Source organism: Bdellovibrio sp. HAGR004 (assembly GCF_055397015.1).
On sequence record NZ_AP029176.1, the window covers coordinates 1,385,068 to 1,402,965 of the forward strand.

Here is a 17,898-nt window from a genome sequence, read left to right on the forward strand (position 1 = left end):
GCCTTCCAGGAGGCTGTATGGGCCCAAAAGTGAACTTTTCTCTGACGCAGCTTGAATACGTCATGGCTGTCCATAAGTACGGACATTTTGCCAAGGCGGCTCAGGCCTGCTTTGTGACTCAACCTACGCTTAGCATGCAAATACAGAAGCTGGAGGAGGATCTGGGGATTGTGATCTTCGATCGCTCCAAAAAGCCGATCCTTTTGACTCAAATGGGTAAGAAACTGATTTCTCAAATGCAGACAGTTCTGTTTGAGGCCAAGAAAATCGGCAGCATTATTCAGCAGGAAACCAAAGGGGCTAAGCAAGGTTCTTTGTCTATTGGTGTCATACCTACGGTCGCACCCTATCTGTTGCCTCGACTTTTGCCGATGTGCGAAGAGCTTTTCCCAGAGGTCGAACTGAATATCAAGGAACTGCAAACGGAGCAGATTTTAAAAGCTCTGGATGATGATGAGATCGACGTGGGAATTTTGGCGACCCCCACTCAGGTGGCCAAGATGTTCGAATATCCGCTGTACTATGAACCGTTCTATGTGCTGTGTGAAAAAGATCATGAATATGCCCACCAGAAGAAAATCAAATATCAAAGTCTGAGCATGGAGGACATCTGGCTGCTGGAAGAGGGCCACTGTCTGCGTAATCAGGTTTTGGACTTGTGTTCGGTCAAAAAGAATAAAGGCGCAGGAAGACGCTACAAGTTTGAAAGCGGCAGTCTGGAGACCCTGAAGAATCTGGTGGATCTATACGGCGGCTACACGTTGCTGCCTTATCTGGCAACAGAACAAGTCGGGGATCGCAGTCAGATTGTGCAGTTTGAGCGCCCCATTCCGGCTCGTGAAATAGGGTTGGTGTACCGTCGCGAACACTACAAGAGCGAATTGATCGAAGCCCTGGGTGAGGCGATTTTGAAGTCGATTCCGGAAGAACTGCGACGTATTCGCTCTAAAGATCTGGATGTTTTACCGATATCTTGATTTTTAAGTGAGCGGTCGGGCGGCCGGGAATTTTGTGGTAACCTTATGGGTAAAAGAAAGGTCCAGCATGGAAATAAAACGCAAACCCCTTGAGTCTCGTGATGACATCCGAATTTTAGTGGACAGCTTTTACGCCAAGGTGCGGGCTGATGGGTATATCGGGCCGATCTTTACGGATGTGGCGCAAGTTGACTGGGATGAACATCTGCCCAAGCTGTATAATTTCTGGGCCGATCTTCTTTTGGGGGAGGACTCCTATCGGGGCCGACCCTTTCCTCCGCACATGAAACTGAATTTACAGCCCGGACATTTCGAACAGTGGCTGCGTTTGTTTGTGGCGACGGTGGATGAATATTTTGTGGGGCTGAAGGCAGATGAAGCCAAACACCGGGCTTATCGCATTGCCAGGAATTTTATGATCAATTTGAATCTGATCAGTTTGGATTAACTTCTTACCAGACGTTGAGCGTGTGCCGGAATGCAGAGGGGCTTTTGAGAACCTTGTATTGTTGCACAGCTGCGCCGGACGCTTAGAGAAGCTCTGCGGAGAGTGCTTAAATGGAAAAAGCCGCGGAGGTTCTTTATGAAACTCACAGTCAACTTTGCATCGCAGGGACGTCTTCTTGAGGGAACTCTTTATCTTCCTGAATCCAATGAGGATGTTCTGGCCGCCTGCCTTTTTGAGGGGGCCATGACCGGAGCCACAGCTCAGGTGGTGGATTATCTGGCTCGGCAAGTCAGTCATCAGGGGTTTGTCACCCTGGTCATGGATCATAACTATTTCGGAGATGACGAAACGGCTCCGCAGCCCTGGGAATCGCCCTTTAAGCGGCTGCAGGATATCCTGGCAGCTTTGCACTTTTTGGAAGATTATGGCGAGGTTGATAAGAACCGAATTTTCGGTGTGGGTGTCAGCGTGGGTGCTGAGTTTCTGGCCGAGGCCAGTCTCCGGACTGATATATTAAAGGGTCTGGTCTTCGTTGAAAGTCCCACAGATGACAGTCGCAATCGAATTGCCCGATTGGATATTCCCAGCATCGTCGTGGATGAAGCTCACCTGGAAACGGCCGTCGAAGAAATTGTTCTTTGGGCCCGCACGCTCTTTGGCAGTTCGCGTGAAGAGCATGGTTCTGTGAACTGGCATCTAACGGATGAATAAATTTACTTCAACTTTATTGTGACCGTATTCACAACCTCATTTTGCATATTGCGAATGTCCACTTTCATTGACTTGCGCTTCCAGTCGATTTCGGCCAAGCCAAAGTTTTCTTTGTTGTACACGGGGCCGATGTAGTGCCGGTCGGCGTCCCGATAGTTGTTAGCGCGATTGATGGAGCTACCTGTGATGTCGTACAAAGGCCCATAGCCGGGAAGTTCCAGCTTGGAAATAGAGGCCATGTGACGATCCCCACTGAAAATGACGACATTTTTCGCCTTGGTTTTTTTGATTAAATCAAAAAGGCGCTGACGTTCTTTGGGGAAGTTGCTCCATTTTTCAAACGGCGGATCTTCAGCAATGACCTGAATACTGCTGACGATCAGGCGGACTTGTGCAGGACGCTTGAGCTGGGCTTCCAGCCACGCCCACTGGTTTTCACCCAGCACAGTGCCATCAAGACTGGGTTCGTAGTGCATGGCCTTTCCTTCAAAGCCGGCTTTTTCTTTCAGGGGACTGCGATAGTAGCGGGTGTCGAGCATTATGACTTGAACCAGGTGCTTTTTGGGGCCGATGATTTTGCTGTGGTAAACTCCGCGCTGCTCAAGGGGCATGCTGTTGCGGGTGTAAGTCCAATAGTTCACGAAGTCCTTGCGAGCGGCATCCTTGCCAGTCCATTCATTTCCACCGTCGCGCATTCCAAAGTCGTGGTCATCCCAGGTGGCCATGAAGGGCACCTTTTCGCGCACGGTGCGGTATTCCGGGATCAAATCCAGTTTGCGGTACTGTTCGGCGATGGGCTGTTGGTACGGGCTGCTGGCGTAAACATTGTCGCCGGCAAAAAGAAACAGATCAGGCTCTGTGGCGCTGATGGTTTTCCAAAGCGGCTGAGGTTCGTCCTGATTGGCGCAGGAACTAAAGGCAATACGGCGCAGGGTCGCAGAATAATCAATCCCCCGGGAGGGCAGAGCGGAAACATAGGTCGTTGCCACAGGGGCTATCTGGGTGACACCAGTGTCGCGATTTTTTGGATTTTGTGCGCAGGCTGTGACCAGTAATGCCAGCAACAACACAAGTCTTGTCATGAAGTCTCCCTGGTGGAGGTTGGAAATTGGAAACCGGGTTTTTATTTCATGCATCCGGGTCTGTTTTGGCAACCCTTTTGTCTCAAAATAATCCACGGCACGGAGCTTGTATTGATTCTGAGGCATGACAAGTAAAACGATCCTCTTAGGCAGAATACTGACGGCTTTCTTTGTGACCCTGACTGTTTTTACAGCTGAGCTTTCATTAGCTTCACTTGAGCGAATGAATCTCAGACTGAGACAGCCGACAAAGGGCGCATCTGTTCAAAGAATGGCGCAGGAAAAACGACAGCAAGCGGTGCGTTTGGGACTGAAGCGCGCCAACACCTCAGCAGAGGCGTTGGATCAGCAAATCGTGCGCTATTTGGAAGTGGCCTCGATGGGGCGCTTGGAGCGTTGGAAAAAGGGCATTGACCTTGATCTTGTCAAAGTCGAGTACTCGCAGCGTGTTCTGGGGCACTTAAGCTCTGTGACCAATCTGATGAAGATGCGTCGTTCGTCCGGCAACAAATTCAAAAAACTTTACGAGTTTGATTTCCAGAATCTGATGCGTAAGAGCGATTACGTACTGGCGGTGAATACCACGCGCACAGTTTTGGAGTACGCATCGGCTCAGGACAGAGAGCTGGCCGCTCGGGCGGAAAAAATTCTGGCGGAATACAATCAGGAGCGTCTGCACTTTGACGCCAAAATGATTGCCTTCAACTAAGGTACCTGCTTACTTTTGCAAAAACTGTGCGTAAAAAAAAAGGGAGCCAAGAGGCTCCCTTTTTTTCGTTTTAACTTTTGGTTAAAAACTATTTGCGCTCGCTCAATGGAGTCACTTTGCGCTGTTCTGCACCCACGTACTCAGAAAGAGGACGGATGATGCGGTTGTCAGCAGCTTGTTCCATGATGTGAGCAGACCAGCCCGTCGTACGAGCCATCACAAAGATCGGAGTGAAGAAGTCGATCTCAAAGCCCATCATGTAGTAAGCAGGACCTGCTGGGAAGTCCAAGTTAGGATAGATTTTCTTCTTCTCAACCATGACTTTTTCAAGGGCTGCATACATCTGCATCCACTTTTGTTCGCCAGTCACGTCAGCCATGATTTGCGCATACTTCTTCATGGTTGGAACGCGAGAGTCGCCGGAGCGGTAAACGCGGTGACCGAAGCCCATGACTTTTTTCTTCTGTGCCAATGCATCCAGCATCCACTGTTCTGCTTTTGCTGGGTCAGCGATTTCTTTCATCATGTGCATAACCATTTCGTTCGCACCACCGTGCAAAGGTCCTTTCAGTGCACCAATGCCTGCAACAGTTGCAGAGTAGATGTCAGACTGAGTGGAAGTTACAACACGCGCAGTGAACGTGGACGCGTTGAAGCTGTGTTCGGCGTAAAGGATCAAAGAAACGTCGAATGCCTTAACAACTTCTTTTTGTGGAACTTTACCGAAGCACATGTGGAAGAAGTTTTCAGCGATGGAAAGATCAGACTTAGGTGGGATGAAATCCAAACCTTTTTTGAAGCGGTAGTCCGCTGCCACCATCGTTGGGATTTTCGCAAGCAACATCATGGCTTTGTCCATGTTTGTCGCAGGAGTTGAATCCCAGATACGAGCGTCTTCAGCACCCAGGAAGGACACAGCCGTGCGGATGGAATCCATTGGGTGACACTTTTGTGGGAGCGCTTTGATCACGTTCAACAAAGTGGTGGAGATTTCACGGTAGCTGCGTTCTTTCTTGGTGAAATCCGCAAGCTGAGCAGCGTTTGGCAGCTCACCATTATACATCAAGAAAGCCACTTCTTCGAAAGAGCAGTTTTCTGCCAGATCCTGAACCGGGTAACCACGGTAGATCAAAGAGTTGGTGTGAGGGTTTACTTTGGATACGGAAGACGTATCCATCACAACGCCATCAAGACCTTTCTTAACGTTCATCTTCTCTGGTTCTGGAACATAATCTGGATTGATATACTCAGCCATTTTTCCTCCGGCGAAATCCGCGCAGGCGGTTCCTAATACATTCAGGAATCGGTGCGTTATATTGCTAATGATTAACGACCAAAGCTAGCGCGGCCCCAGAAGGCGGTCAAGAGTTGGTGCACGGACTCTGCTTTGCGCAGCGGCGGGATTGACGGATCCCCCTAGGTTTGAGCACACTTTAACGATGGAATTATCATTCGCCCTCGTTCCGGCACTTATTCATGTGTACATTTTTACTCTGGAAAGCCTGCTTTGGGGGCGTAAAAGAACCAATAAGACTTTCGGTGTCACGGAAGCCGAAGCTGCCACCACTAAACTGATGGCCTTCAATCAAGGGTTCTACAATCTGTTCCTGGCTGTGGCGATTTTGCTCGGCCTGCATTTGCGAACAGGGGAGATCACTCGCGCCGCAGGCACCACGCTGGTGATCTATGGTCTGGTCTCTATTATCGCGGCGGGCCTGGTATTGATTCTGTCGTCACGTCGCTTGTGGCGGGCGGCCCTGGTGCAAATTGTTCCGGCAGTGATCGCCCTGATCCCGTTTCTAACTTAAAACTGCCCTTCACACACACCCGGAGTCGTCGTCAGGATCGGCTGTGGATTTGCTGAAAAATAGTTCTTCAGATCCAAATCCAGATGCAGATTTCCTTTTTTGCAGTTGTCATAAAGCGCCCGGTACAGACTTAACAGGTTGTTCTTGAATATCGTGTATTCCGCGGCGGTGAACTGCAAAGAGTTGCGGAAGAAGGTCTCCATGGCGACTTGGGATTCTGGATTGCCGAAGACCTGATTGTGCAACTGGATGACGCCCTTATAAACCATCGGGCTGAAATGTCGCACCACCATGGTGGCATTCAGGTACAGATCGGGATTTCCTTTCCAGCTGTCATAGGTGGCAGAGGCCTTCTTGGTGTCGGCAATCAGGTGATATTTCTTTGCCGTGTTCATATCAAAACCGCCATCGTTGTCTTTCAAAAGCATCACTTTCAAGGAAACTCCGGTTTCTTTGATCGCGCTCAACATTTCAGCTTCAGCCGGCGTCAGCTGGGGGGGCGCTTTGGCTAGAAGTTCGCGGTATTTTTTGTCGGAAATATCATCCACTTTTCCCTGTGCTGTTTTAAAGAAGTGGCGACGCTTGTAGTGGATATTGCCGATACGGTCAGCCTGGTCCAGCAGGAAGTCCATCACCAGCATGTCAGATGTCTCCTGCATGCCCAGCATTTTCTGACCGGCTTTGGCCAGCTCGGTGCTGCCTAGGATTTGCGAAATCGGTCGCGGGTCCTTCAGCAGCGGCCAGAAAACGCTGCTATTGCGGAACTGATCAATGCGGGTTTTGTCCTGTTTCAGGCCAAAGGCTTCGGCATATAATTCTTCGTTGCCCGGATTTTCCGCCAGCACGCCAAAGACCTGACGCTTGTCTTCAGTCAGGATGCGAGTTGACCAGTAGGCAGTGCCGTTGGTCGATAAACCACGGCGCTTGCCATCTTTATAGAACGAAGCCGGTACAATGCCCAGACCGTGGGGCGGCTTGGTATAGACATCCGGCAACTGGGACACATTGCCGTGCTTGGCGCGTACCAGATGGCCGATCTGATCGTACCAGTATTGATTCAGATATGTGTTACCCATTTGCAGTCCCAGATAACGACCGGCCAAGGCGTGATTTAACACCGTGTCCAGATCCACCGTGCGCAGAACGCTGGCCGGAACCTCCACAGACTTAAACAGCTGAGCCAGACGAGAGTATCCCAGAATACTTCCTACGGAAACTCCGGGAGCCGCAAACTTGAATTTCGCCTCTTTGTCCGGATATCCCAGACGGGCTTTCATTTTCTTTTTTTCAGAGCGCGAAAGAGGGCAGATGGTTTTCTGGAACTGTGCCTCTGTCATTCTGGCAGGGACTTCATAGTATTCCACCGCCACGGAGGTGCTGTTCACTTTCGGACAGCTGTAGAAGGTCTTCAGTTTGGGATGATCGCCATACGAGGCATAAAGATTCATTGCGCACAGGCTGTCTTCGTCTTTGTTGATTTTGTTTTCCAAGCCGGGGAATCTTTGCAGTAGATAACATTTTTCGCGCAGGGCTTTGCCGGGCACCTCGATATTATAAGTTCTGATTGCATGTTTATCAAATTGCGGGTCCAGATAGCCGTGGGCATTGGAACTGAAAAGAACAAGGGACATGAGTGAGGCAAACATGGGATAGTCTCCGTATAATGGGGACGGAGACTATTTCCCGGTATGTCGAAAACCAAGTTATTTTATTGCAAGGTTTTTCAGCGAACGTACCTCACTCCATTTTTGGCATCCAAAGTCAGAGAGGCAGGAAGCGAACTAAGACTTTGCAGTGTCCCTGAGGAGTTGTAGTAACGAATGGAAAGCTGATTTGTTTCAGAGAAAACAAGTTCGACGTAACCTTGCGGAGTTCTAATGTTTGTTCCGACGAGGTATCGGGGAGCGCTTCCGGCACACGGCATGGACACCACTTGAAGTTTTTTTCCATCAGCATAGGTGTAATGCCCGGAATAAAATCCGTGAGAATGTCCAAAGATCACCAGATCCACTTTATTGCTTAAAAGAATGGACTCCAGAGTAAAAGATCCCGCTGTGCGGCGTTCTTGAGACAGGACGCCGTTTTCATAAACCGTCGAGCTGTTGGCCTTGCTGCTGACGATCGAATAAAGCGGGATGTGTCCATAGACCACGCGAGCGCGAGCTCCTTGGGCGCGGGCCGAAGACAGTTGTGCCTTGAGCCAGTTCAACTGAGCCGTGCGGTTGGAAAGTTTTGAGTAGTTCGCATCATCCAAAGAGACAAAGAAGACATCCTCTTTGATGAAGGAATAATAAAATGGAAAATTGTCATCATCGACATATTCCACGTTGGGTTTGTTTTCGCTCCAGAAACTGTCATAGATTTTTCGTTCCTGGCTGTAGTAGGCATCATGATTTCCCGGTGTCGGTAAAAACGGCAGACCCGCGGTGCGCATCAGGGAGAGAACCTTTTTTGAAAACGAGTTCCACATATTCACGTAGGTGCTGTCGGACAAGGTCTTTTTTTCGCCGTCGATATAATCACCCACACCCAAAATGGCCGCCGGCTGGCGTGCGATCATGGATTTTACAATCGAAATAGTGCTGCTGGCATAGGTGCCACTGGTGTCGATGTTCATATCCGCAAAGGCATGGATCTTTAAAGACCTTGCACTGTCCTCGATAGTGCCGCCTTGTTCGGGGGGCGTGGTGGGGGGAGTCGGCGAGGAGGGATCCTTGCTGCCCGGATCAGTGAACGAACTTTCAGAATCTGAATCAGAGCCGGGTGGAACCGTGCTGAGAACATCAGAGTTTTGGGGCATACATGCGGCTAAGCCAGAAACGAGAAAAAAGGCCGCAAGGAATTGGATGGAGGCGGTGGCTTTTGTTTTCATACAGTTTGTATCGTAACAAAGGTCGAAAACATTAAGTCGAATTAATGTGGATTGGGTGTATGTAAAATGGACTCAGGTCTAAGTCGTATTTTCTGCAGGAGCTTTAGACAGTTTCTGTGAAATAAAAAATGGAATCAGAGAGGTTGTAATAAACCCGATCAAGGACAAGATCCTGACGGTCTCTCCGCCAGGATCTGTTTGTTTAGCGGTTTAGATTTCGATGTTTTTGCAAATCCAGTCGCGCAGTTCACTTAAGCCTGTTTGAAGATCTGGATGGGCCTTGATGATAGCGGACATCTCGGCGTGGACAGTTTCGCCCTTGTACGGTTTGTTGCGCAAAGCCTCGGTGATCTCTTCAATCACGGTGGGATACAGGCAATCCGTATAGAACTTCAAATCCTTGATCTGTCCGTCTTCCACTTTGAAGTGCACATCAAAGAAGCCCAATGACAGATAGTCGTCCATCTTATGGCTGAATTCCAGGGTGTTGCCGTACAGCCACTCCCACGAACTCAGCTGGTCGTACTGACTTTTCAATTCAGGAATCTGCTGCAAACTTTGCATGGTCAAAGACTCAATCTCAGCCTTGGCGCCATAGAAGCCTTCAAAGGCCTCGATCATCGGGCCGACAAGATTGTCGTGGTTGATAGAGGCTGAAACCTCATTCAGATTCGCCACGCGGGCCCGGACGGATTCTTTGCCTTTGGCTTGAAGCTTCTTGGGGTTCGGAGTCAGATAGTTCCCCAATCGCGCCAAATCCGTATGCATCAGCAAAGTGCCGTGGTGGAAGGCACGGTCCTTTTTTTCTCGATAAGCGCTGCCGCTGAATTTGCGCGGTCCATCGTGGAACGGGATCAGCAGGTCATTGCGACCGGAGGCTTCCCCCTCAATGCCAAACTTTTTAAGCGCGTTGAAAATAACCTGCACATTGTTTTCGCGCTTATAGGATTCTTTCGGTGAAAGGAAAGTGAAGTTGGTATTGCCCAGGTCATGGAAAACGGCTCCGCCGCCGGTCGTGCGGCGAGCCAGATGAACCTTGTCCTCTTTCATTTTCGCCAGGTTGCATTCGGACCAGGGATTTTGATTGCGCCCGATGACAACGGTTTCTTCATTGCGCCACAAAAACAGGATCTGCTGGGAAGGATCCAGGTTGTGAAAGATCCATTCTTCTGTTGCCAGATTCAAATGCGGATTCAAACTGTCAGAGAGAAATACTTTAAGTTTTTGCATGGGCCCAACCTAGTCTGCCGTCGACGACGGGTCAAGAAAGAGTATAGGGTATCGGGCTTGTCCAGTGGGGGAATTGGCGCGATCTCTGGACTTAGTAAGGCAATTTAGAGGGAAAGACTTAAACGGCGTCTTTACTTTTTCCGTGTTTTGCGATTAAATATTACCGTATTTCAGTTTTCGCAACTGATGTGCCCGGACGATGTGCGACGTACCCGGTCAGGACAAGACGACGCTTTTTTCTAACGAAAGGAGTGTTGGTATGTCTAACACAGTAGCATGGATTATTTTGGCAATCGCAGGTCTTCTTGAAGTCGGTTGGGCCATCGGCCTTAAATACACCGAAGGTTTCACAAAGCTTACACCCAGTCTTTTAACTTTGCTTGCTTTGGCAGGCAGTATGTTTTTACTGTCTCGTGCGGCGACGGTTCTTCCTATCGGGACTGCGTATGGGGTGTGGGTTGGTATCGGTGCTCTTGGCGCTGCGGTTCTGGGAATCATGTTGTTCAATGAGGCGGCCACGCCAGCTCGTCTGTTCTTCCTAGGTCTTTTGTTGATATCCATCATTGGACTGAAACTCACAGCCGGTGGGCACTAAAAAACTCACCTTATCGGGGGAGGAGTCGCAAACTTCAGAGAGCGTTCAGAGAGGATCTGGACATAGGTCCTCTTTGTCTCTCGCGGGTTTGTTCCGAATCTTTCAGGGTTCAGACAGCCCAGGAGTTGTAGCATGTTGTTTCGCGGATTCAAAAGACTTTCATTCACTCAACAATTGACCCTGCCCATTGCCGTGGTTGGAGCTTTGGTTTTGGGAGGTATTGCAGCACTGTCCGTTCAGGATTCGTTCAAGGATGCAAAAGAAAGTGCGCACGCTCTGACTTTGGAGATGGGGCGGAAGTACTCTCAGCAGATCAAAACCTATTTGGATAAATCTTTTGCGCAGGCCGAGGTTGTGGGGCGCAGTTTGGCCATGGATGTGCAGAATCATCTTCAGGATCGCAACAAGGCCTATATGACCTTGCGTGAGGTTTTAAGCAGCGATCCTCAGTATCTGGCAACCTGGTCTGCTTGGGAGCCCGATGCCTACGATGGCAAAGATGCCCAGTACATGAACTCACCGATGCATGAAAAGACCGGACGGGTGTATCCGTGGTGGGTCCGTCAGGGTGACAAGATCGTCTACAAGACGTTGCTGAATGAAGAAACGCCGGATCTGGGGGACTGGTACTTCCAGCCGATTCAAAGAAAACAAAGTATGCTGGTGGAACCCTACAAGGACACCGTCAACGGCAAAGAGCTGGTCATGACCTCGGCTGTCTACACTATCGTGCAGCAGGGCGAAGCCAAGGGACTTGTGGGAATTGATATCAGTCTGGATAATATCAAAAAACTGGTGACAGAAGTACGTCCCTTTGCCGACTCTCAATCGTTTTTGCTTTCGGATAAGATGATGGTGGTGGCAGGTCCAGAACAGGCGGAAGTGATGCAGACGTATCAGGCCGATGCGGATCTTCAGTCTTTGATCCAACGTCATGAGTCTGGCAGTTTGGAAGTCGACAGTCCCCGCGGCAAAGAAGTGGTTTTGGTGGTGCCGGTGCCCATCTATAATCTTGAGCAAAGCTGGACGCTGGTGATTCGCACGCCAGAAAAAACGATCCTGGCGGCTGCATACTCGTCCTTATGGAAGCAGCTGGGTTTTTCTTTGCTGGGTCTTCTTTTGCTGATGTCCGTGGTGTATCTGGGGGCGAAAAGATCCGAGCGGAAAATTTCCACCCTGTCTTCAGGGCTGACCGAGTCTTCTCATGGTATTTCCGAGGATCTTGAGCACTTAAACACGACTGGGAGTCTACTGGCGGAAGCCTCGACCCGGGCAGCGGCCTCCATCGAGGAAACGGTGGCGTCGTTGGAAGAGATCACCTCAATGGTGCGTTTGAACACCGGCCATGCACAAAATGCGGCCTTGCTTTCCGGTGAATCCGCGAAGCTGGCCAAGACCGGAGAGGCAAAAATTCTGGAGCTTGTCCAAACCATGACGGCGATTGAGTCGTCGTCACAAAAAATCGAAGAGATCATCAACATCATCGATGACATCGCATTTCAGACCAACCTGCTGGCCTTGAATGCCTCGGTCGAGGCGGCTCGTGCCGGAGAGCATGGCAAGGGCTTTGCGGTGGTGGCAGAGGCTGTGCGATCACTGGCGCAGCGGTCGGCTTCGGCTGCAAAAGATATTAATCACTTGATCTCCGCATCCGTGGCGCAGGTCAAGCAGGGCACCGTCATGGTGCGGGAAAATGGTGAAGTTCTAAAGCAAATGTCCGCCAGCATTGAAAAAGTCGCGGCGTTGAATCAGGAAATTGCGGACGCCAGTCAGCAGCAGTCCACCGGAATTGAACAAATCAACGTGTCGATTAATCAATTGGATCAGGTGATCCAGAAAAACGCCTCTGAAGCCGGTGAAATAGTGACAGCGGCCGCCAACATCAGTGAGAAATCTGAAGTGATGAATGCCACTGTCAAGGTGCTGAGCGCCGCCTAGTTGCCGTGAACGACGGAATTCAATCCGCCCACCTTTTCGTATCCGGGCTGTCCCAGATAGTGTGCGTCTTGTCCATCGAAGGCATTGGGTTCAAAAGTGGCCCACACCCCAAAGACAGAAGGGGCTTGTTCCAGCATGGCCTTTAAGACCGCGTTGACTTCGGAGCGCTGTTTGGATTTTTGTTGGCGAAGAGTCTCCAGATAGGCCTCGAGCTGCTGGGCGACCATAAGGCTTGCATCCAGCTCGGCTTTAAAGGCATTGGCGAAGGACTCGGCAGATTTACTGACTTTAAATTCAGCGTCGCTGCGTGCACTTTGAAAACTTTGAGAGGCTGAAAAATAAGTCAGAAGTCCCAGAGCAATGAATGTGATAGTCAGAATAGGAAGGGAAATTTTGGTCTGTAAGGAGAACTCTTTCTTCATTGAGTCATCTTAGAGGAGTTTTGCGCATCCGACCTCGGCGTAAAAACAAATAAGACTCTGGTCGGAATTTGCGTCTTTAGAAATTAGGCGACGGTGTCCGCGTCTCTGAGTCAAAGGACAAGTTTATTACAGATTGCGAGGAGTTCTTAAATACACTGTTTGAAAGAAACAGTGGGAACGGTCAAAAAAAAGGGAGGCTTGAGCCTCCCTTTTTCATTCTTACTTCAGCGTGAAGTTGAAGATGCTGGTGTCGAAAGAGTTGTACTCGTCGTAACGAGAAAGTGCATACAGTTCTTTGCGAGTTTGCATTTTGTCCAAAAGACCTTCTTGAGTGCCTTTGGCTTTGATTTCATTCAAGCCCGCCACGGTCGCACCCATTGCCAGACGGAACGTCGTCACAGGATAGATCACGATGTTGTAGCCAAGGTTGGACAGCTCTTCGTAAGTGTACAAACGGCCCTTACCGAACTCAGTCATATTCGCCAAAAGCGGAACATTCACAGCCTTGCGGAAAGTTTCAAATTCTTTTTCATTTTCCAAGGCCTCGGTGAAGATACAATCCGCACCGGCATCAATGTAAGCTTTCGCACGGTCAATGGCTTTATCCAAGCCTTCAACAGCACGGGCATCCGTACGAGCGATCAGAAGGAAGTTTTCATCCAGCGCTTTACCACGAGCCGCCGCCGCCACTTTGCGGGACGCTTCATCACGAGTCACAAGACCTTTACCATCCAGGTGACCACAGCGCTTCGGATTGATTTGATCCTCAATGTGGCAACCCGCCAGACCCATCTCAATCATTTCCTGAACCGTGCGAGTCGCCGACATCGGTTCACCAAAACCCGTGTCGATATCAATAATGGTCGGAAGTTTTGTCGTGCGGGCAATCTGACGACCACGCTGAGCCACCTCAGTCAAAGAAGTCAGACCAATATCAGGATAACCCAGATCATTGGAAAGCACAGACCCAGAGATATAAACCCCATCAAAGCCCGCTTTCTCAATCGCCATGGAAACCAACGGAGACCAAGACCCCGGCATCTGCAAAAGCTTGCCAGACTTCAAAGCCTCTCTAAAATTCTTACGTTTCTGCGCAGGAGTAATTTCAGGAAACAACATACAAACCTCATCCTTCCTCACGACCCGCTTGGGGACGGGGAGGGGGCTTAGCCTTAAGCCCTTCCCCTGCGAACAGTCCTCGCGGACGCCATCCCTTCGGGATGAGCTGCTGCGGAACTTGGTGAAGAGCTTAAGGCTAAGCCCCCTCCCCATCCCCAAGCAGCTCTCGGGTATCGTGTATCCATTTATGTTTTATTCGATTCAGAGCTAAACACACAAAGTTTTTAGAGTGCCTATCTCTCAATGTCCGGCAGCGCCGGTTCAGCAGTTCATCCTATCACAGTCCATTTCAAGTAGTGCTCAAGTATAAGCGTCAACAAAATGAACTTATAGAGCGATGAGCTTGAAGGGAGTGGGAAGCTGTACTTGGAGGGACCTCTGGGGGCGCAGGAAGCGCGAACCGGGCGAACGCCCGGCCCCAGCGAGGCAGGACAAAAATAGCAGGATGCTATTTTTGCGCGTCAGCCCGTAGGGCCAAGGGCAGGAGCCCTTGGCTTCCCGTGTCCGCTCCAAGTTCTTCGCTAGAAGATCCCTTTGTTGTCGCGTTTGTTGTTCACAAGCTTTTCGATTGGGATCTGAACGTTCAACTGCTGAACTTGTTCTGCAGTCAGGTTTTCCAGATTTTCAACCAGGCCGATGAAACGATCGCGTTCTGCTTTGGTGATGATACCTTCAGTCAGAATGTCGAACTTGCGGATGTAGTCCGCACGTTTGAACGGACGAGCGCCCGCTGGGTGAGCATCAGCTACGCCAAGCTCATCAACGATTTTGGAACCGTCTTTCATTGTGATTTCTACGCGGCCACCGAAGCGTTTTTTGTCTGGATCTGTTTCGTGGTACCAAGCAGTCCATTGTTTGTCTTCAACAGTGGAGATTTTGTGCCACAAAGCCACAGTGTCCGGACGCTGAGCGCGCTCTGGAGCGTAAGAGTTCACGTGGTGCCAAGTTCCGTCCTGCAACGCCACGGCGAAGATGTACATGATGGAGTGATCCAAAGTCTCGCGGGATGCATTTGGATCCATTTTTTGTGGATCGTTTGCGCCAGTACCAATCACGTAGTGAGTGTGGTGAGACGTGTGGATCACGATAGACTGGATGTCGTCGAAGTTTTTGATCATTGGCTTCATTTTGCGAGCCAAGTCGATCAAGGCTTGAGACTGATACTCTGCAGAGTGCTCTTTTGTGTAAGTCTCAAGGATCGCGCGTTTTTCTTCGCCCACTTCTGGAAGTGGAACTTCGTATTTACCATCTTTGCCATCAAGCATGTAAGCGATAACAGAGTCTTCACCTTCGTAGATCGGAGATGGAGCGCCTTCGCCACGCATAACGCGGTCCACAGCTTCTACAGCCAGTTTACCAGCGTGAGCAGGTGCATAGGCCTTCCAAGAAGAGATTTCACCTTTGCGGGACTGACGAGTCGTGAAGGACACGTGAACCGCTTGTTGAACCGCTTGATAGATGGTTTCAGTTGGCAAAGACAACAAAGTTCCGATGCCTGCGGCTGTTGCCGGGCACAAGTGAGCGATATGATCTTTTTTGTGTTTGTGAAGGCAGATCGCTTTAACCAGGTCCACGTGAACTTCGTAACCAGTCACGATACCTTTCAGAAGGTCTTTACCATTTTTGCCCATTTGCTGTGCCACTGCCAAGATAGCAGGGATGTTGTCAGCAGGGTGGGAATAGTCAGCAGCCAGGTAAGTGTCATGGTAGTCCAATTCACGAACAGCAGTGCCGTTCGCCCAAGTGGCCCATTCACAGTCAAATTTCTGATCATTTGGCATACCGAAAACAGTTGCACCGTGGGCGCGAGGATGCGCAATCGCCATGGCGCGAGCAGAAGCCACCGGACGACGGTTGGCAGCAGCAATCGCTACAGAGGCGTTGTCGATGATACGGTTGATGACCATGTCAACAACGTCAGCTTTGATAGGGGCATTGTCAGAAGCGATTTCAGCAATCTTCCAAGCAAGTTGATCTTTGCGATCCAATTTTTCTTTGGATGGGTAAACGCGAACGGTGTGTTTCTTCATGAGAAAGTCCTTTCTGGATTTAGAAAATTGAAACAGCCCAAGCTATCTTGGGCTCCAGAAAGGGTCAAGAAACCGCCACGCTCAGTGGACCGCTTCGCTCAATGCGTCGAAAGCGCCGTCCAGCCGTCCTTGTTGTGGAAGTCAGGATCTGAGCCCGGATGGGACAGGGACCAGTAGCTCAGCGAGCCATCCGTAAACTCAATCACCGCCGTCAGGCCCAGGCAGGTGAAGTCAAAGGGCTTTTGGCTGTCAATTTCGATTTCAAACAGAGCTTCATGCTGTTCCGGCTCATGGTGTTGAAGGCGCACACGGGTTTCCGCTGCCGGCTGCATACCCTCGCGGTAGCTGCTAAAAGAGTAAGCATTCCAGTTGCCATTAGGAGCACAGTTGACCTCCAGATAAGGCGAGCGCGGAGAGGACCCCGTTCCCAGAAAAGCCTCCAAACAGGTGTGCTTCCAAAGGCCGTCTTCCCGGTGGATCTGAGGCGTCGCTTTGGGCCACAGGATCAGGGCCAGGTTGCCGGAGATTTTGAATTTGACCAGCAGGCGGTTGTCAGCCAGTGAGGAGATATTCCCGTGGACAGAAATACTTTCGGTCAGGGCGGTTTTGCTGAAAGGCTTTAAAGGTTTCATACTTTTTTCTCCCATCCCAGCAGGGCGGTGAAGAGGACTTTGTTGTCGCCGACACGCAACCCCTGATAGCTGGTGACTCCGGCGTCTGAAGTTTCCGGTTTCGGTGCCTGACAGCTGCGGTGAATTTCGACCTCGTCACCCAAATGGGTTTCGGCCAGAAAATTGACCGAGTAACTATTCAGTTGAAGTTTTCGGTGCAGGTCATAGGGGACGGCATCCAGAATCCACTGCGCGTATTTGGTGTTGTTCACATGCTGATTGATGTCCAGGTCGGAGTTTCGCACGCGGTACTTGGCGATTTTTTCATAAGTTCCCTGCACTGGAATTTTCTCAGGCGTCAATCCCGTGGCACGTGGATGGGTCAGGCTTTCCCAGGGACGCAGATTCTGTGCAGGAAGAATTTTTTTGCTCTGGCGATCCAGTGCCAGCCAACTCGTGGAACACAGGCCGATTTCCTGGCCTTGTTGGTTCAGCACCACGAATTCACGGCTGACAAAGGCGCCTTCCGGCGGGCGCAGCCAGGTTTGCACTTGAAGATTTTCACCGAAGCGGGGCCACTGTTTCATCTGCAGTGTCTGACGGGTGAGCACCCAGAACAGGCCGTCTTTTTCCATGTCCTGCATGCCAAAGCCTAAACTTTCCGCATGCATCCAAGCGGTTTCCTGCAGAAGATTCAGTAATCCATAAAGACCCAAGCGTCCCATGGGATTAACCAAAAGACTGGTAATGTGAAAGTTTTCTGACCAAGCGGAGTTGCTAATGTTTGGCATTCTCACATCCTCTCATATCTTATCTGTAAGAAAACAATAAAATGCTCATATCTCAAACACAGAAAAGATTAGAAATTGCAAAAAAACAGGAAGTACTTTAGATCAAATAAGCTATAATGTATTTATATTGATGAGATATTTTTGAAAGCAAAGGCTTGTCACAAACGCTTTGTTATGTATAAATAAATCATCGTTAGGTGGAAACGCATGAGACAAAAAAATATGCTAGCTGATTTCTTGAAGCAAAAACGTGTATCTGCAGGTCTTTCTCAAAGAGACGTGGCTGACAAATTAGGATACTCCACTCCACAGTTTATTTCAAACTGGGAAAGAGGTGTTTCTCACCCGCCAATCAACGCTTTGAAAAAGTTGGGAGAGCTTTATAAAGTCTCTGCTGATGACTTGTTCGAAGTGACTTTGAATGCAACGATTCATGAGGTGACTCAGGATTTGCGTCGCAAATTTGCAAGCAGCAAGGCTCGCTAAGTCGAGATCATTCAAGGGCACAAGTAAAGGGGCTCCATTTTGGAGCTCTTTTTATGTCAAAAATGTAAA

The 17,898-nt window shown here is 49.8% G+C and carries 18 protein-coding genes and 1 riboswitch; of the genes, 8 read left to right on the forward strand and 10 right to left on the reverse strand.

Going from position 1 to position 17,898, the window contains the following annotated elements; translation table 11 throughout:
- Positions 1-17: 17 nt before the first annotated feature.
- The 3 genes from ACZ5ZV_RS06935 (at position 18) to ACZ5ZV_RS06945 (ending at position 2,136) form a co-directional block, all read left to right on the forward strand.
- Positions 18-977 (forward strand): LysR substrate-binding domain-containing protein, encoded by a 960-nt coding sequence (locus ACZ5ZV_RS06935; RefSeq protein ID WP_464120697.1) that lies wholly within the window; start codon positions 18-20, stop codon positions 975-977.
- Positions 978-1,044: 67 nt separating this feature from the next.
- Positions 1,045-1,425, forward strand: coding sequence for a group III truncated hemoglobin (locus ACZ5ZV_RS06940; RefSeq protein ID WP_464120698.1), 381 nt, complete (start codon positions 1,045-1,047; stop codon positions 1,423-1,425).
- Between the two features lie 135 nt (positions 1,426-1,560).
- The gene (locus tag ACZ5ZV_RS06945) at positions 1,561-2,136 is read left to right on the forward strand and encodes an alpha/beta hydrolase family protein (RefSeq protein WP_464120699.1); all 576 of its coding nucleotides are present in this window, start codon (positions 1,561-1,563) and stop codon (positions 2,134-2,136) included.
- Between the two features lie 2 nt (positions 2,137-2,138).
- Here the strand turns inward: ACZ5ZV_RS06945 and ACZ5ZV_RS06950 are convergent, their stop codons facing one another.
- Positions 2,139-3,218 carry an alkaline phosphatase D family protein gene (locus ACZ5ZV_RS06950; RefSeq protein ID WP_464120700.1) on the reverse strand — a complete coding sequence of 360 codons (1,080 nt, stop codon included), beginning with the start codon at positions 3,216-3,218 and terminating at the stop codon, positions 2,139-2,141.
- A 124-nt stretch (positions 3,219-3,342) separates the two neighbouring features.
- On the opposite strand from ACZ5ZV_RS06950, the gene ACZ5ZV_RS06955 reads away from it, so the two are divergent.
- Complete coding sequence (locus ACZ5ZV_RS06955; RefSeq protein ID WP_464120701.1) at positions 3,343-3,927, forward strand: hypothetical protein; 585 nt, start codon at positions 3,343-3,345, stop codon at positions 3,925-3,927.
- Positions 3,928-4,015: 88 nt separating this feature from the next.
- Here ACZ5ZV_RS06955 and ACZ5ZV_RS06960 read toward each other — a convergent pair whose 3' ends face one another.
- Positions 4,016-5,182, reverse strand: a complete 1,167-nt coding sequence (locus tag ACZ5ZV_RS06960; protein WP_464120702.1) for a bifunctional 2-methylcitrate synthase/citrate synthase — start codon at positions 5,180-5,182, stop codon at positions 4,016-4,018.
- A 184-nt stretch (positions 5,183-5,366) separates the two neighbouring features.
- Between ACZ5ZV_RS06960 and ACZ5ZV_RS06965 the strand changes: the two genes are divergently transcribed.
- Positions 5,367-5,735 carry a DUF1304 domain-containing protein gene (locus ACZ5ZV_RS06965; protein WP_464120703.1) on the forward strand — a complete coding sequence of 123 codons (369 nt, stop codon included), beginning with the start codon at positions 5,367-5,369 and terminating at the stop codon, positions 5,733-5,735.
- Here ACZ5ZV_RS06965 and ACZ5ZV_RS06970 read toward each other — a convergent pair.
- From ACZ5ZV_RS06970 to ACZ5ZV_RS06980, 3 genes are all read right to left on the reverse strand, one after another.
- Positions 5,732-7,381: a hypothetical protein gene (locus ACZ5ZV_RS06970; protein ID WP_464120704.1), complete on the reverse strand. Its 1,650-nt coding sequence runs from the start codon at positions 7,379-7,381 to the stop codon at positions 5,732-5,734. The genes ACZ5ZV_RS06965 and ACZ5ZV_RS06970 overlap by 4 nt on opposite strands.
- Positions 7,382-7,458: 77 nt before the next feature.
- Entirely contained in the window at positions 7,459-8,607 is a 1,149-nt protein-coding gene (locus ACZ5ZV_RS06975) for a metallophosphoesterase family protein (RefSeq protein ID WP_464120705.1), read from the reverse strand.
- 210 nt (positions 8,608-8,817) lie between these two features.
- The gene (locus ACZ5ZV_RS06980; RefSeq protein WP_464120706.1) at positions 8,818-9,837 is read right to left on the reverse strand and encodes a lipoate--protein ligase; all 1,020 of its coding nucleotides are present in this window, start codon (positions 9,835-9,837) and stop codon (positions 8,818-8,820) included.
- 173 nt (positions 9,838-10,010) lie between these two features.
- A riboswitch (guanidine-III (ykkC-III) riboswitch) is annotated at positions 10,011-10,073 on the forward strand.
- A gap of 23 nt (positions 10,074-10,096) precedes the next feature.
- On the opposite strand from ACZ5ZV_RS06980, the gene sugE reads away from it, so the two are divergent.
- Together sugE and ACZ5ZV_RS06990 are read left to right on the forward strand one after the other, a co-directional pair.
- A complete protein-coding gene (gene sugE, locus ACZ5ZV_RS06985; protein ID WP_464120707.1) occupies positions 10,097-10,432 on the forward strand; it encodes a quaternary ammonium compound efflux SMR transporter SugE in 336 nt (111 codons plus the stop codon).
- Between the two features lie 132 nt (positions 10,433-10,564).
- On the forward strand, positions 10,565-12,370 hold the full coding sequence (locus ACZ5ZV_RS06990) for a methyl-accepting chemotaxis protein (RefSeq protein ID WP_464120708.1): 1,806 nt from the start codon (positions 10,565-10,567) through the stop codon (positions 12,368-12,370).
- Here ACZ5ZV_RS06990 and ACZ5ZV_RS06995 read toward each other — a convergent pair.
- From ACZ5ZV_RS06995 to ACZ5ZV_RS07015, 5 genes are all read right to left on the reverse strand, one after another.
- Positions 12,367-12,792 carry a PDC sensor domain-containing protein gene (locus ACZ5ZV_RS06995; protein WP_464120709.1) on the reverse strand — a complete coding sequence of 142 codons (426 nt, stop codon included), beginning with the start codon at positions 12,790-12,792 and terminating at the stop codon, positions 12,367-12,369. The genes ACZ5ZV_RS06990 and ACZ5ZV_RS06995 overlap by 4 nt on opposite strands.
- Positions 12,793-13,011: 219 nt before the next feature.
- A complete protein-coding gene (gene prpB / locus ACZ5ZV_RS07000) occupies positions 13,012-13,911 on the reverse strand; it encodes a methylisocitrate lyase (protein ID WP_464120710.1) in 900 nt (299 codons plus the stop codon).
- A 521-nt stretch (positions 13,912-14,432) separates the two neighbouring features.
- Entirely contained in the window at positions 14,433-15,941 is a 1,509-nt protein-coding gene (locus ACZ5ZV_RS07005; RefSeq protein ID WP_464120711.1) for an MmgE/PrpD family protein, read from the reverse strand.
- Positions 15,942-16,039: 98 nt separating this feature from the next.
- Positions 16,040-16,573 (reverse strand): DOMON-like domain-containing protein, encoded by a 534-nt coding sequence (locus tag ACZ5ZV_RS07010; protein WP_464120712.1) that lies wholly within the window; start codon positions 16,571-16,573, stop codon positions 16,040-16,042.
- On the reverse strand, positions 16,570-17,343 hold the full coding sequence (locus tag ACZ5ZV_RS07015; protein ID WP_464120713.1) for an acyl-[acyl-carrier-protein] thioesterase: 774 nt from the start codon (positions 17,341-17,343) through the stop codon (positions 16,570-16,572). Before ACZ5ZV_RS07015 ends, ACZ5ZV_RS07010 begins: the two co-directional genes overlap by 4 nt.
- Before the next feature lie 207 nt (positions 17,344-17,550).
- Here ACZ5ZV_RS07015 and ACZ5ZV_RS07020 point away from each other — a divergent pair, with 207 nt between their 5' ends.
- Positions 17,551-17,829: a helix-turn-helix domain-containing protein gene (locus ACZ5ZV_RS07020; RefSeq protein ID WP_262551616.1), complete on the forward strand. Its 279-nt coding sequence runs from the start codon at positions 17,551-17,553 to the stop codon at positions 17,827-17,829.
- Positions 17,830-17,898 lie beyond the last annotated feature (69 nt).

Excerpts from the sequence above, each read along its gene's own strand:
- ACZ5ZV_RS06935 (WP_464120697.1), top strand. The coding sequence starts at position 18 with ATGGGCCCAAAAGTGAACTTTTCTCTGACGCAGCTTGAATACGTCATG.
- ACZ5ZV_RS06940 (WP_464120698.1), top strand. The coding sequence starts at position 1,045 with ATGGAAATAAAACGCAAACCCCTTGAGTCTCGTGATGACATCCGAATT.
- ACZ5ZV_RS06945 (WP_464120699.1), top strand. The coding sequence starts at position 1,561 with ATGAAACTCACAGTCAACTTTGCATCGCAGGGACGTCTTCTTGAGGGA.
- ACZ5ZV_RS06950 (WP_464120700.1), bottom strand. The coding sequence starts at position 3,218 with ATGACAAGACTTGTGTTGTTGCTGGCATTACTGGTCACAGCCTGCGCA.
- ACZ5ZV_RS06955 (WP_464120701.1), top strand. The coding sequence starts at position 3,343 with ATGACAAGTAAAACGATCCTCTTAGGCAGAATACTGACGGCTTTCTTT.
- ACZ5ZV_RS06960 (WP_464120702.1), bottom strand. The coding sequence starts at position 5,182 with ATGGCTGAGTATATCAATCCAGATTATGTTCCAGAACCAGAGAAGATG.
- ACZ5ZV_RS06965 (WP_464120703.1), top strand. The coding sequence starts at position 5,367 with ATGGAATTATCATTCGCCCTCGTTCCGGCACTTATTCATGTGTACATT.
- ACZ5ZV_RS06970 (WP_464120704.1), bottom strand. The coding sequence starts at position 7,381 with ATGTTTGCCTCACTCATGTCCCTTGTTCTTTTCAGTTCCAATGCCCAC.
- ACZ5ZV_RS06975 (WP_464120705.1), bottom strand. The coding sequence starts at position 8,607 with ATGAAAACAAAAGCCACCGCCTCCATCCAATTCCTTGCGGCCTTTTTT.
- ACZ5ZV_RS06980 (WP_464120706.1), bottom strand. The coding sequence starts at position 9,837 with ATGCAAAAACTTAAAGTATTTCTCTCTGACAGTTTGAATCCGCATTTG.
- sugE (WP_464120707.1), top strand. The coding sequence starts at position 10,097 with ATGTCTAACACAGTAGCATGGATTATTTTGGCAATCGCAGGTCTTCTT.
- ACZ5ZV_RS06990 (WP_464120708.1), top strand. The coding sequence starts at position 10,565 with ATGTTGTTTCGCGGATTCAAAAGACTTTCATTCACTCAACAATTGACC.
- ACZ5ZV_RS06995 (WP_464120709.1), bottom strand. The coding sequence starts at position 12,792 with ATGAAGAAAGAGTTCTCCTTACAGACCAAAATTTCCCTTCCTATTCTG.
- prpB (WP_464120710.1), bottom strand. The coding sequence starts at position 13,911 with ATGTTGTTTCCTGAAATTACTCCTGCGCAGAAACGTAAGAATTTTAGA.
- ACZ5ZV_RS07005 (WP_464120711.1), bottom strand. The coding sequence starts at position 15,941 with ATGAAGAAACACACCGTTCGCGTTTACCCATCCAAAGAAAAATTGGAT.
- ACZ5ZV_RS07010 (WP_464120712.1), bottom strand. The coding sequence starts at position 16,573 with ATGAAACCTTTAAAGCCTTTCAGCAAAACCGCCCTGACCGAAAGTATT.
- ACZ5ZV_RS07015 (WP_464120713.1), bottom strand. The coding sequence starts at position 17,343 with ATGCCAAACATTAGCAACTCCGCTTGGTCAGAAAACTTTCACATTACC.
- ACZ5ZV_RS07020 (WP_262551616.1), top strand. The coding sequence starts at position 17,551 with ATGAGACAAAAAAATATGCTAGCTGATTTCTTGAAGCAAAAACGTGTA.